Raw genomic sequence first — 13,365 nt, 5'->3', positions numbered from 1 at the left:
GAGCTAGTCTCGTGGGCTCGGAGATGTGTATACGAGCCAGGCTCCCAGCGGGCGGCGACGACCGCGTCGGCGTACGTCACCGCGCGGCGGAACAGTTCCGACAGGTACGGCCGGAGCCGGTCCACGTCGTCGTGGCGGCCGACCATCTCGGCACTGACCCGGATCTCGTAGCGCGCCGGCAGCCGGGTGCCGAACTCCACGTCCTCGGCGTCACGCAGCCGTTCGTCGAAGCCACCGACCAGCTCGAAGACGTCTTTCGGCACGGCCGTCAGCGCGAACATGGTGGTGGACGTGACCCCGGTGGCCCGGCGTCGCCAGAAGTGCTCGAACAGTGTCTTGTACGCCTCGACCGGCCCGTCGTCGTGGAGCGGGCGCAGGTCGTAGATGCCCTGCACCACGCCGCAGTCCGGATGCTCCCGCAGTACCCGCACCGCCGCGGCCAGCGTGCCGGGGGCAAGGGCGACGTCCGAGTCGACGAAGAGCAGCACGTCACCGGTGGCCCGGGCGGCACCGGCGTTGCGGGCCGCCGACACTCCCCCGTTCACCGGCAGAGCCAGCACGGTGCAGCCGAATCCGGCGGCGATCCGCCGGGACCGGTCGGTGCTGGCGTCGTCCACCACGATCACCTCGGCCGGCGCAACGGTCTGCGCGTACACCGCCGACAGGCAGTCGCCGAGGGTTCGCTCCTTGTTGTAGTTGGGCACCACCACCGACACCCTCACCGGTGCCACCCCTCCCCGCCGTCGGAGCGGGCACCGTCCGGCCGCCACGCCAGCCAGCCCAACGCCGCGTACCCGACGAGCACGTACAGGTTGCTGTGCAGCAGTTGCCAGTCACGGAAGTGCAGGTCGACGCCACGCAGCCCGATCACCGTCCAGGCGGCGCTGGCCACCAGCGCGGTCCAGAGCAGCACCGCGACGGCGACCGCGTACCGGTTCCGCCGGCCGCGCACCGCCAGCAGCACCAGGGCCGGTACGCACCAGATCCAGTGGTGGTGCCAGGAGATCGGCGAGACGAGCAGGCCGGTGGTCGCAGCGGCCAGCACTCCGAGGAGTTCGTGACCGGCGCGGACGCATCGGACCGCGACGACCAGTCCGGCCACCGCCGTCAGTGCCGCCAGCGGCAGCCAGACCGCCCGGACGTCGGCGGTGTCGCCGATCCGGGCCAGCGCGCCGTGCAGCGACTGGTTCAACACGGTCCGGGGATCACCGGTGACCCGGGCGGTGTCGAACAGGCCGCCGCCCCAGAACCGGACCGAGTCGGCTGGCCGCCAGGCCAGCCCGAGCCCGACGGTGGCGGCGAACGCGGCCAGCGCCACTCCGGCGGCCCGCCAGCGACGCAGGCAGAGCAGGTAGACCACGAACAGCAGCGGGGTGAGTTTGATCCCGGCCGCGACGCCGACACCGAGGCCGCGCCAGCGGCGGTCCGGATCGCCGGTCAGGTCTAGCAGCACCAGCAGCGCCAGGAAGAGCCCCACCTGACCGACCTGGAGGTGCCCGGCCACCGGGAAGACCGGGAGCACCGCGACCGTGCCCAGCAGGACCGGTCCGGGTCCGGTGTCCGCCCCGGCGGCGCGCAGAGTCACCCGGACCACGGCCGCCACGGCGGCGACGGTGGCCAGCGTCCAGAGGCCGATGCCGGTGGCGGCGTCGAGGTACGCCAGCGGTTGCAGCAGCAGCGCGGCGAACGGCGGGTACGTGAAGCCCAGGTCGATGCCGTCGGTCCCCCGGTGGATCACGTCGTAGAGGGCGCCGTCGCCACCGGCGGCGGCGACCGCGCCCGCCCGGTAGACGGCGAGGTCGCCCCAGAACCGTCCCGTGCCGTGGTGCACGGCGACCGCTGCGGCGGCCACCAGCACCGCGAGCAGCGGCAACGCGGCGGCCGGCAGCACCGTGGCGAGTCGGCGCGCCGGCCGGGAGTCTGTCGTCGGCGAGAGGGTCGTCACCGCATCCCCCTTCAGACGTCGGCGGGACGACGGTAACAATCGATGCGGTACCGGTTTCTGTAACTGATCTGGATTACCGACGGTGCAGGTGAACCCCGGCCCGGCGTCCGCCCCCCGCGGACGCCGGGCCGGCGTCTCAGCCCTTGACGCAGACCACCTGCTTGAGGTGGGCGACCACCTCGACCAGGTCCTTCTGCTGCGCCATCACCTCGGTGATGTCCTTGTACGCACCGGGGATCTCGTCGACCACCCCGGCGTCCTTGCGGCACTCCACCCCCGCCGTCTGTGCCGCCAGGTCGGCCGTGCTGAACGTCCGCTTCGCCTGCGCCCGGGACATCCGCCGTCCCGCGCCGTGCGAGGCGGAGCAGTACCCCCAGTCGTTCCCGCCGCCCCGCACGATGTACGAACCGGTGCCCATCGAGCCGGGGATGATGCCCAGCTCGCCACGTCCCGCCCGGATCGCGCCCTTCCGTGTCACCAACACGTCCACCCCCTCGTAGTGCTCCTCGGCCACGTAGTTGTGGTGGCAGCTGATCGGCTCGTCGTAGCCGACCTGCGGGAACCGGTCCCGCATCAGGTTCATCAGCACGGCGAGCATCACGGCCCGGTTGCGCCGTGCGTACTCCTGCGCCCACCACAGGTCCCGGCGGTAGGCGTCCATCTCCGGCGTACCGGAGAGGAACACCGCCAGGTCCCGGTCGGGCAGATCCGCGTTGTGCGGCAGCCGGCGGGCCACCGCGATGTGCCGTTCGGCCAGTTCCTTACCGATGTTGCGCGAGCCGGAGTGCAGCATCAGCCAGACCCGGCCCGGGTCCGTCCCGCCCTCCTCCAGACAGACCTCGATGAAGTGGTTGCCGCCGCCGAGCGTGCCCACCTGCCGCCGGGCCCGCGCCTCCAACTGCTGCACCCGCCGGTCCAGGTCACCGAAGCCCCGCCAGAAGTCGTCCCAGCCGCGCTGCTCCAGGCCCCGGATCCGGCGCGGATCCACCGGGTCGTCGTGCTTGGCGAAGCCGACCGGAATGGCGTCCTCGATGGCCCGGCGCAGCCCGGCGAGGTCGTCGGGCAGGTCGGCGGCGGTCAGCGAGCTGCGGACCGCCGACATGCCGCACCCGATGTCGACCCCGACCGCGGCCGGTGACACGGCCTGCCGCATGGCGATGACCGACCCGACCGTGGCGCCCTTGCCGAAGTGCACGTCCGGCATCACCGCGACGCCCTGCACCCACGGCAGCGCCCCGATGTTGCGCAGCTGCCGTGCGGCCTGCGGCTCGATGGCGTACGGGTCGGTCCAGACCCGTACCGGCGCCCGCGTTCCCGCGAGCAGACTGAATCCCATGACGTACCCCCGAAGTGTGTGGCTCCTCGCCCGGGCACGGCCCGACCACGGCCGACGCCGGGCAGGGGTGCGCCACCGGTGCCCTCCGGCACCGGCGCGACGAGTGGAGAAGTAGGTGGGTAGGACGAAGCCGCCCGGACCCGTGGCGGGTGGGCGGCCTCGACGAACGGGCGGACGCGCGCTAGCTGCGGCGCTCCGAGCCCCGAGGCGGAAGGCGGCGGGCGCCGGTCAGCGCCGGCGATTTCCCGAGCCGACAGGGTTCACCCCGGGTCGGCCAACCGTCCTGCGGTCTGACGTCTGTCGACACGGCGTACTCCTCTCGGCTCCGGTCCGATGTGACCTGATGCCGAGAAGAGTAGGGACCACCGCCGGTGGGCCGCAAACGATATTGAGCGACGCTCAGACGCGCGCGCCTTCGCCCTGATCGCCGCCGACCCGGTCAAGGTGGTCGGCGAGTTCGTCGGTGAGCAGCAGATCGGTACGGATGTCGTCGTGCGGGTACGCGGCCCGGCCGACCATGTGCGCCGCCACCGGCGCGGTGGCCAGTTGGAAGACGCCGACCAGCACCAGGGTGGTGATGTCCACCCCGGTCCGCAGCCGCAGCGCGCAGCCGACCAGCACCAGCAGCAGCCCGAGGACCTGCGGCTTGGCCGCGGCGTGCATCCGGGTGAGCAGGTCCGGGAAGCGCACCAGCGCCACCCCGGCGGCGAGGCTGAGCAGCGCGCCGCTGATCAGGCAGACGGCGGCGACGATGTCGAAGAAGGCGTCCAGGCTCATTTGGTGTTTCTCCGCGCGGCGAATCGGGCGACGCTGACCGACCCGACAAAGCCGAGGACCGCGAGGACCACCAGCACCGGCAGTGCGGTGGCGTCGCGGCTGTAGGCGGCCTCGGCGGCGATCCCGGCGACGATGATGGCCAGCAGGACATCGGTGGCCACGGCCCGGTCGAGGATCGACGGGCCACGGATGATGCGGGTCAGGGTGAGTCCGCCCGCCACCGCGAGCAGCACGGTGACGGTCACGGCGACGACGGTCATGACGCGGCCCCTTCCAGGTCGGCCGGTGGGGTCGGATCGGGGTTCTCGCGAACGCGACGCAGCTCGTCGGCGGAGCCGATGGCCTCGATGATGCGGGCTTCGAGCGCCAGCACCTCGCGCCGGAACTGTTCCACCTCGTCGATGCTGTTCACGTTGATGACGTGGACGAACAGCGTGCCGGTGTTCCGGTCGGCCTCCAGGATCAGGCTCCCCGGCACCAGCGACAGCGCCTCGGCGGTGAGGGTGAGGTTGAGATCGGTGTTCACCCGGAGTGGCACCGCGATGATGGCGCTGCGCGGGACGTGCCCGGGGCGGAACGCCAGCCAGGCGATCTGGATGGAGGCGACCACCAGGTCACTGAGGAACCGCGCCCAGAAGCGCAGCATCCCCACCGGGTGGAGCCGACCGGCGAACGTCACCGGCGGCAGTGGGAAGACCGCGATGACGATGGCGGCCACCACCAGTCCGCTGAGGATGTTCGCCACAGTGAAGTGGCCCCAGAGGAGCACCCAGACGACGACCAGCACGGTCACCGCGATGATGCGGTTGCGGCGTCGCGCCGCCCGGGTCAGTGGCGGGTTCGGCGAGTCGGTCGGCGGGGCTGGGGTCATCTGGTCGGGGCTCACGGCGTACCCCCTGGGAAGACGGCCTCGACGTAGGGTGTCCGCCGCAGCAGGTCGTCGGCGGCGTCGGTGCTGAGGTCGAAGAGCGGACCGGCCACCACGGTCAGCGCCAGCCCGAGCGCCACCAGGGCGACGGTCGGCGCGATCATCAGACCGGGCAGCACGGCGCCGCTCTGGCCGGTGGTGTTCACCTGCGGCTGGATCGCACCCTCGGTGCGGGAGGCCCGGTCGGCGTCACCGGCGTCCGGCATGTCCGGGTGCGGTGCCCGCCAGAACGCGAGGTTCCAGACCCGGGCGACCGCGTAGAGGGTGAGCAGGCTGGTCACCAGACCGCCGGCGACCAGGATCCAGGCCAGCACGCCGCCGTCGGCGATACCCGCCTGCACCAGGCCGACCTTGCCGAGGAAACCGGAGAACGGTGGGATGCCGGCGAGATTCAACGCGGGCACGAAGAAGAGGATGGCCAACACCGGCGACAGTCGTGCCAGGCCGCCGAGGCGGTCCATGGCGGTGCTGCCGCCGCGACGTTCGACGAGGCCGGCGGCGAGGAACAGGGTCGTCTGGATGGTGATGTGGTGCACCACGTAGAAGATCGCCGCGGAGAGGCCCAGCGACGAGGTGAGCCCCACGCCGAACAGCATGTACCCGATGTGGCTGATCAGGGTGAACGACAACAACCGCTTGATGTCGGACTGCGCCACCGCACCGAGGATGCCGACCAGCATGGTCAACACCGCTACCACCAGGAGCAGGGTGGCCGTACGGCCACCGGGGAACAGCAGCGTCTCGGTCCGGATGATCGCGTACACACCGACCTTGGTCAGCAGGCCGGCGAAGACCGCGGTGACCGGGGCCGGGGCGGTCGGATAGCTGTCCGGCAGCCAGGCCGACAGCGGGAACACCGCCGCCTTGATGCCGAAGGCGAGCAGCAGCATGCCCTGCAACAGCAGGCGCATGTCGTCGGGCAGCGCGTCCAGCCGGTCCACGAGCTGGGCCAGGTTGAGCGTACCGGTCGAGGAGTACACCAGGCCGATGGCGACCAGGAAGATCACCGAGGAGAGCAGGCTGACCACGACGTACGTGGTGCCGGCCCGGATCCGGGTCTCGGTGCTGCCCAGGGTCAGCAGCACGTAGCTGGCGACCAGCAGGATCTCGAATCCGACGTAGAGGTTGAACAGGTCACCGGAGAGGAACGCGTTGCACACACCGGCGGTCAGCACCAGATAGGTCGGGTGGTAGACCGACAGCGGCGTCTCCTCGTTGCCGTCGGCCATACCCTGCCCGATGCTGTAGACCAGCACGCAGAGGGTGACCGAGGCGGAGACCACCAGCATCAGCGCGGCGAGCTGGTCGGCGACCAGCACGATGCCCATCGGGGCGACCCAGCCGCCGACCTCCACCACGAGCGGACCGTCGATGCTGGAGCGGACCAGCAGCATCGCGGCGACCGCGACGGTGGCGGTGAGCACGGTGAGGCTGACCCACCGCTGGGCACGTGGACGGCCCAACAGCAGCAGCGTGATTGCCGCGCCGAGCAGCGGCATCACCACCGGCAGCGGAACGAGGTAGGTCATCCGGCCCTCCCCGCGTCGACCGAGGCGGTCCGGGACCGCTCCGTCTCGGTGTTCGCGTCGTCGTCGTCATCGTCGTCACCGGTGCCGGCGTCGGCATCGCCCGGACCCTCGTCGCGTTCCGCGAGATCCATGATCCGGCGGTCCTCGACGTCGTCCTGCACCTCGTCGTGCCCGTTGAGGTGCCAACTCCGGTAGGCCAGGGCGAGCAGGAAGGCGGTCATGCCCAGGGTGATGACGATGGCGGTGAGGATCATCGCCTGCGGCAACGGATCGCTCATCTCCTCCTGCGGGCTGTCGCCGACGATCGGCGCGGTGCCGGCGCGCCCGCCGGTGAGCAGCAGCATGTTGGCGCCGTTGCCGAGCAGGATGACGCCCATCAGCACCCGGGTCAGGCTGCGCTCCAGCAGCAACGTCACGCCCGCGGCGACGAGGACGCCCACCACGATGACGTAGGTGAGGTTGGGTGTCACACCAGCTCCTTCTCGCGGATCTCGGCGTCCTCGGTCTCGTGTTGGCGGTCCATCTCGGCACCCAGGCTGCGCAGGATGTCCAGCACCAGCCCGACGACGATCAGGAAGACACCGACGTCGAAGAAGGCCGAGGTGACGAAGTGGATGTGCCCCAGCACCGGCAGATAGAAGTCGAGCAGGGCGGTCTGGAGGAACTCCCCACCGAGCAGCATCGCGGCCACGCCCGTGCCGACCGCGACGAAGAGTCCGGCGCCGAGGACCGCACCGGCGTCGACCGGTGCCGCGCCGTTGAGCTCGGTACGCCCACCGGCCAGGTAGCGCACGGCCAGGGCGAGGCCGGCGACCAGACCGGCGGCGAAACCGCCGCCCGGGGCGTTGTGGCCGCTGAACAGCAGGTAGATGGAGAACAGCAGGATGGCGTGGAACAGCAGTCGGGTGACCACCTGGAGGATGACCGACTGGGAACGCGCGGTGGCACCCGTGGTCAGCCAGCGGGGCCGGGTCGACTCGGTCGGGTCCCCACCGGGGATCTGACCGCGCCGGTCCAGGTCCCGGGCATGACGGAAGATCAGGCTCGCGACGCCGGTGGCGGCCACCACGAGCACCGCGATCTCACCCATGGTGTCCCAGGCCCGGATGTCGACCAGGGTCACGTTGACCACGTTCTTGCCGCCGCCGTAGGAGACCGCCTCGTCGGGGAAGTCCACCGAGATGGGGACGGCCTGGCGGGCGCCGGTCGCGACGTACGCCATGCCGGCGGTGACGGCACCGACGGCGATGCCGAGCACGACACGTCCCCGGCGGCTGGCACGGATCGGCCGTTCCGAGAACTTCACCGGCAGACGGCGCAGCACCAGCACGAACATCACGATCGTGACGGTCTCCACCAGGAACTGGGTCAACGCCAGGTCGGGCGCACCGTGCAGGACGAACAACAGCGCGATGCCGTAGCCGGCGACACCGACCAGGATCATCGCGGTGAGCCGGCGCAGCGCGCGGGCGGCCATCACGGCGGCGACCACGACGACGGCGGCGGCGACCCCCTGCAACGGCGTGTCCCACAGGTGGAAGCGCTGCGGCCAGGGGCTCCCGGCGATCAGGGTGCCGCCGGGCAGGACGACCAGCACCACCAGGATCACGCCGAGATAGAACGGCAACGAACCACGCTGGGTGGCACCGGTCAGCTCGACCGCCAGGCGGTCGATGCCGCTGATGGCCTTCTTGTAGACGCTGGCGCCGTCGAACGGCAGGCGCAGCGTCGCGCGTACCCGTTCCCGCCGCATCAGGTGGAACAGGCCGGCGCCGGCGGCGATGGCCAGCACCGACAGACCCAGCGCCGGGGTCAGGCCGTGCCAGAGCGCCAGGTGGTAGCCGGGCTCGGCGGAGCGGTAGAGGTCGGCGTACGGGGCGAGCAGGCGGTCCACCGCCGGGGCGAACAGGCCGGCGGTGACACCGGCGACCGCCAGCACGGCGGCCGGGGCGAGCAGCGACCAGGACACCGGCGTGGACTCGGTGTCCGGGGTGTCGGGCTTGTCGGCGAAGGCACCCCACATGAACCGCAGGGTGTACGCCACGGTCAGCACCGAACCGAGGATCACCCCGGCGAGGACGACCAGGTTCGCGGTGCCGCCGTGCAGCAGCGCCTCGACCGCCGCCTCCTTGGCCACGAACCCGGCCATCGGGGGCAGGCCGGCCATCGACGCGGCCGCGAGACCGGCGACCACGGCCAGGGCGGGTGCGCGGCGCCGGAGTCCGCTGAGTTCGCGCAGGTCACGGGTGCCGGTGATGTGGTCGACGACGCCGACGGTGAGGAACAGGGTCGCTTTGAACAGGGCGTGGGCCAGCACCATCGCCACTCCGGCCAGCGCGGTGTCCCGGGTGCCGCCACCGAGGATCACCATCAGCAGGCCGAGCTGGCTGACCGTGCCGTAGGCCAGCAGCAGTTTGAGATCGGTCTGGCGCAACGCGGCCCAGCCGCCGAAGAACATCGTGAGTAGACCGGCGACCAGGAGCACCGGGCGCCACGGTCCGGCATCGGCGACCGCCGGGCCCATCAGGGCGACCAGGAACACACCGGCTTTGACCATCGCTGCGGCGTGCAGGTATGCGCTGACCGGCGTGGGTGCCGCCATCGCGCCGGGCAGCCAGAAGCTGAACGGGAAGATCGCCGACTTGCTCAGTGCGCCCAGCAGGACCAGCACCACCGCCACCGCGAGGTAGCCGCCGCCGGGCAGGTTCTCGGCGATCTCGGACCACCGGTAGGTGCCGGCGTGCTGACCGAGCATGACGAAACCGGCGAGCATCGCCAGGCCGCCCAGCGTCGTCACCAGCAGCGCCTGCATGGCCGCCCGTCGGCTGGCCCGCTTGGCGGGGTCGTAGCCGATCAGCAGGTAGGAGAAGACCGTGGTCAGCTCCCAGAACACGTAGAGCAGCAGCAGGTCGTCGGAGACGACCAGGCCGAGCATCGCGCCGGCGAAGGCGACGAACACGGCGGCGAAGCGTCCCAGGCTCGGGTCGTCGGAGCGGAAGTAGCGGGCGCTGTACGCCAGCACCAACGCGCCCACCCCACCGACCAGGATGACCATCAGCCAGGACAGCGTGCCCATCCGTAGCGCGAGTTCCAGCCCCAACTGCGGCACCCAGGAGACGGTCTCCACCACCGGCTCACCGGAGCGGACCCCGCTCGTGTGAGTCAACGCCCACACCAGCGTCGCGCCAGGCACCAGTGCCACCAGGTAGAGGGCGTGCCGTCCCCAGGTCCGCACCAGCGCCGGGGCGATCACAGCTGTCAGCGCATGGACCGCCACCAGTACCAGCACACACCCTCCCCAGAGATCATTCGTCGGTGTGACGACCCTATCCGGTAAGGACCGCAATCCGCATCTGCCGTGATCCGGATCAAAGGTGTGTCACCCTGACAGACCGCCCCGGCTCGTGTGCGAGTTCACGTGCGGTTCACAACCCGACCCATGCGTGAAACCTGCGGCCCACCAGGAGATCCGATCACACCTTAACGGACGTTCAGTCCCGTCCCGCACGTCGGAGTCGCCCGTCATCCCGGTCGATACGAAGTTCTCGTTCCAACTCGACGATGAGAGTGCGCAGGTCGTCCAGCCGTTGGCTGATCGCGATCCGGTCCAACTCGTCGGGCACCCCGTCACCGTCCTGGTCGTAGCCGGGGGCGAGCCCCTCGGTCATCTCCAACCGCCGCGCCTCCTCCATCGAGTTGACGAAGACCGCGATGAGGATGTTGAGCAGCAGGTTGACGGTGATCACCACGAAGCTCACGTAGTAGAGCACGGTCCACGGCGAGAACTCCATGCCCTGCTCGATCAGGTCCGGCAGGGTCTCCAACGAGAGCAACACGAACAGTGTCAACAACGACCGCCCGATGTCCCCGTATTCCTCCGGGTAGACGTCCTTGAAGATCAACCATCCGGCCATGCCGTACACGTAGAGCGTCACCATCGCCAGCGCGAGAAACCCGCCGATACCGGGCAGGCTGCGCCACAACGCCGCGACGATCATGCGCAGGCCGGGCGAGAACCGCACCAGCCGCACCATCCGCAACACCCGGACGACCCGCAACAGCGCCGAGTCGCCATGCAGGCCCGGGACGAAGATCGCCGCGATCACCAGGAAGTCGAAGACGTTCCAGCCGTGCCGGAAGAAGTCCTGCGGGCGGCGACCGTAGGCCAGCAGCCGGATGGCGATCTCGATCACGAAGACCGTCCGGAAGAACCACTCGACGCCGTGCAGCGCGGTGCCCGCCGTGCCGAGATCGGGATAGGTCTCCAGACCGAGCACCACCCCGTTGGCGAGGATCACCGCGACGATGGTGACCTCGAACGACCGCGAGGCGGCGATCTCGTGGCAGGCGCGGGCGAGCCGGGATTCGGGCGGCAGCTCCACCGGCCCACCCCGCTGGACCGGCACACGCGTGACAGTCACCCGGCGACCGACCCCGACGGGAGGTCTGGGACCGGCGAGGCCGGCCACCGTGCGTCACGGCGACATCGACGTACGGCAGTCATGGCCCACAGCGTACGGGACGCCGTGGGTCGGACCGCCCGGCCTTTGCGGAGCGCGATGTCGCACCGGCGTGCCCCCACCGGTGCGACATCCCCCGTCCACTCCGGACCGGCCGTCGCCGGTCCGGGAGCTATTCCACCGGGACGCGGTCCAGGAACCCCAGCACCTGGGTCAGGCGTCCGTCGTCGTCGACGGTCGCCACGTCGAAACCGGCGATCGGCGCCTCGACCCCCTCGGGGCCGAGTTCCCAGGCGAAGCGGACCTGCTGGTGGTGGCCGTCGACCGGACCCACCGCGCGGAACGACATCCCGGGGAACCGGTCCTGCACCGCCGCGATCGTCGCGTCGACGGCGTCGCGCCCCTCCGCGACCACCAGCGGGTCGACGTAACGCCCCTCGGCGGCGAACAGGTCGTCGATCTCCCGGCGTCGCCGTGCCGGGTCGGTCTCGTTCCAGATCGCCAGGTACCGCTCGACCAGCTCGTCGAACTCGACAGCCATCCCCGTCTCCTCGTCGCCACACACACGGCCCGACTCTCGGTGCCGGGACCGATGTTTCCCGGCCGCCGCGCACGGTGTCGATTACCTCGTGGGTAATGGTTCGGGCGACCAGCCCTCACTAGGGTCGGCGAGGTGACCACTGTGACCTCGCCGAGCCGTCCGGTCGGCACGCTGCTGCGCGACTGGCGGCGGGTACGCGGGCTGAGCCAGCTCGACCTGTCGATCGAGGCGGGAGTCTCGACCCGGCACCTGAGCTTCGTGGAGACCGGCCGCTCCCGACCGAGCCGGGAGTTGCTCATGCGGCTCGGTGAGCAGCTCGACCTGCCGCTGGCCGCCCGCAACGTGATGCTGCTGGCCGGCGGGTACGCGCCCGCCTTTCCCGCGCACGACCTGGCCGACCCGGAACTGGCCCCGGTCCGCACCGCCGTCCGCCGGATCCTCGACGGGCACCACCCGTACCCGGCCGTGCTCGTCGACCGGCACTGGCACCTCCTCGAGGCCAACCCCACGATCGACCTGTTCACCGCCGACGCCCATCCCGACCTGCTCACCCCGCCGGTCAACGTGTTGCGGCTCAGCCTGCACCCCGACGGCATGGCACCGCGCATCCTCAACCTCGCGCAGTGGCGCGCCCATCTGCTCAGGCGACTACGCCACCAGGCCCAGACGACCAGCGACCCGGTGCTGACCGCGCTGCACGACGAGCTGCGCGGCTACCCCGGCGGCGAGGGACCCGCCGAGCCGGTCGGTGACCTCGCCGCACGGGTCGCCGTCCCGCTGCGTTTCCGGCACGACGACGGCGAACTCTCGTTCTTCAGCACCACGACGCTCTTCGGCACGCCGCTGGACGTGACGGTCTCCGGGCTGGCCGTGGAGGCGTTCTTCCCCGCCGACCCGGCCACCGCCGAGGCGCTGCGCGACCTCGCCCCGCTCAGTCCGCCGACGAGCGGGTGACCGGCAGGTCGAAGTAGGTGTCCGGCCAGGGCTCGTCGCGGTAGCGGAAGTGCCACCACTCCCGGTCGTAACCGACGAAACCGCCGTCGGTCATCAGGTCCCGCAACAACCGCCGGTTCGCCTGTGCGGTGGCGCCGACCGCCGTCGAGTCGGTGTGCGACAGCGGGTCGAAGCAGTCGAAGCCCGTCCCCATGTCCACGCTGCCGTCGGTGAAGCGCCGGCCGTACGGGTCGGTGCAGGCGGCCGGGGGCCGACCCGGGGCGGGCCCGGACCGTTCGGGCCGCGGCTCCTCGACCAGCGTGAGGTCGACCGTGCTGCCCCGGCTGTGCGACGTGGGGGCACCGAGGTAGCCCCGGTCGAACAGCGCGGACTTGGCCACCCGGGGATAGAATTCCGCCTTGGTCTCCTGCCGCCCCGGGTCGGCGCCCCAGGCCACGAAGTCGTCCACGGCACGCTGCGGGCGATAGCAGTCGTACACCTTGAGGCGGTGACCGGTGGCCAGGGCGGCGTCCTGCACCCGGCGCAACGCCCGCGCGGCCGCCGCGGTGAGCAGGCAGAGCGGCTCCTGGTAGCCGTCGACCGGGCGACCGACGAAGTTGTGCGCGGTGGCGTAGCGGATGTCGGTGAGGATGCGTCCGTCCAGGTCGGACAGGACCACCAGGCCCGGCCGCGCCGGTGCCGACGCCGGCGGTGGCGTGCGGGACGGCTCGGGCGTCGGCGCGTTCCGCCCGCACCCGCCCAGCCCCGCGACCAGTCCCACCACGGCCGTCGGGACGACCGCCCACCGACCGAGCCGGCACCGGGCCGGACCGGTCGCCCGGTGTGCCGTCGACGCGGACCGGGCGGGTTCAGCGGGCCGGGCGGCCACGGTGGGCGGCGCGGCGGCGATGCCGGG

At 71.3% G+C, this 13,365-nt stretch carries 13 protein-coding genes; 1 reads left to right on the top strand and 12 read right to left on the bottom strand.

Going from position 1 to position 13,365, the window contains the following annotated elements; all coding sequences use genetic code 11:
* The 11 genes from EYA84_RS14590 to EYA84_RS14540 form a co-directional block, all read right to left on the bottom strand.
* Window positions 1-722, bottom strand: a 722-nt coding sequence (locus EYA84_RS14590) for a glycosyltransferase family A protein (protein ID WP_236145766.1), incomplete at its 3' end; no start/stop codon positions are given.
* Entirely contained in the window at window positions 719-1,945 is a 1,227-nt protein-coding gene (locus EYA84_RS14585; RefSeq protein WP_236145765.1) for a glycosyltransferase 87 family protein, read from the bottom strand. The genes EYA84_RS14590 and EYA84_RS14585, both read right to left, overlap by 4 nt.
* 136 nt (window positions 1,946-2,081) lie before the next feature.
* A complete protein-coding gene (locus EYA84_RS14580) occupies window positions 2,082-3,281 on the bottom strand; it encodes an RtcB family protein (RefSeq protein WP_131053585.1) in 1,200 nt (399 codons plus the stop codon).
* A gap of 399 nt (window positions 3,282-3,680) precedes the next feature.
* On the bottom strand, window positions 3,681-4,058 hold the full coding sequence (mnhG, locus tag EYA84_RS14575) for a monovalent cation/H(+) antiporter subunit G (RefSeq protein ID WP_131053584.1): 378 nt from the start codon (window positions 4,056-4,058) through the stop codon (window positions 3,681-3,683).
* Entirely contained in the window at window positions 4,055-4,318 is a 264-nt protein-coding gene (locus EYA84_RS14570; RefSeq protein ID WP_131053583.1) for a monovalent cation/H+ antiporter complex subunit F, read from the bottom strand. The genes mnhG and EYA84_RS14570 overlap by 4 nt, the downstream gene beginning before the upstream one ends.
* Window positions 4,315-4,929: a Na+/H+ antiporter subunit E gene (locus tag EYA84_RS14565; RefSeq protein ID WP_131053582.1), complete on the bottom strand. Its 615-nt coding sequence runs from the start codon at window positions 4,927-4,929 to the stop codon at window positions 4,315-4,317. Before EYA84_RS14565 ends, EYA84_RS14570 begins: the two co-directional genes overlap by 4 nt.
* An 11-nt stretch (window positions 4,930-4,940) precedes the next feature.
* Window positions 4,941-6,515, bottom strand: a complete 1,575-nt coding sequence (locus EYA84_RS14560; protein WP_131053581.1) for a Na+/H+ antiporter subunit D — start codon at window positions 6,513-6,515, stop codon at window positions 4,941-4,943.
* Window positions 6,512-6,985, bottom strand: coding sequence for a Na(+)/H(+) antiporter subunit C (locus EYA84_RS14555; RefSeq protein ID WP_131053580.1), 474 nt, complete (start codon window positions 6,983-6,985; stop codon window positions 6,512-6,514). The genes EYA84_RS14560 and EYA84_RS14555 overlap by 4 nt, the downstream gene beginning before the upstream one ends.
* Entirely contained in the window at window positions 6,982-9,804 is a 2,823-nt protein-coding gene (locus EYA84_RS14550) for a Na+/H+ antiporter subunit A (protein WP_131053579.1), read from the bottom strand. Before EYA84_RS14550 ends, EYA84_RS14555 begins: the two co-directional genes overlap by 4 nt.
* Before the next feature lie 202 nt (window positions 9,805-10,006).
* Window positions 10,007-10,936, bottom strand: coding sequence for an ion transporter (locus EYA84_RS14545; RefSeq protein ID WP_236145764.1), 930 nt, complete (start codon window positions 10,934-10,936; stop codon window positions 10,007-10,009).
* 211 nt (window positions 10,937-11,147) lie between these two features.
* Window positions 11,148-11,516: a nuclear transport factor 2 family protein gene (locus EYA84_RS14540; RefSeq protein WP_131053578.1), complete on the bottom strand. Its 369-nt coding sequence runs from the start codon at window positions 11,514-11,516 to the stop codon at window positions 11,148-11,150.
* 132 nt (window positions 11,517-11,648) lie between these two features.
* Here EYA84_RS14540 and EYA84_RS14535 point away from each other — a divergent pair, with 132 nt between their 5' ends.
* Window positions 11,649-12,470 carry a helix-turn-helix domain-containing protein gene (locus EYA84_RS14535; RefSeq protein ID WP_131053577.1) on the top strand — a complete coding sequence of 274 codons (822 nt, stop codon included), beginning with the start codon at window positions 11,649-11,651 and terminating at the stop codon, window positions 12,468-12,470.
* Here EYA84_RS14535 and EYA84_RS14530 read toward each other — a convergent pair.
* The gene (locus tag EYA84_RS14530; protein WP_236145767.1) at window positions 12,448-13,359 is read right to left on the bottom strand and encodes a M15 family metallopeptidase; all 912 of its coding nucleotides are present in this window, start codon (window positions 13,357-13,359) and stop codon (window positions 12,448-12,450) included. The two genes, EYA84_RS14535 and EYA84_RS14530, sit on opposite strands and share 23 nt — an antisense overlap.
* Between the last annotated feature and the right edge of the window lie 6 nt (window positions 13,360-13,365).

The organism is Verrucosispora sp. SN26_14.1, assembly GCF_004307965.1.
GTDB lineage: Bacteria > Actinomycetota > Actinomycetes > Mycobacteriales > Micromonosporaceae > Micromonospora.
The sequence above is the reverse complement of the archived record's forward strand: the minus strand, read 5'-3'. Positions and strand labels throughout refer to the sequence as shown.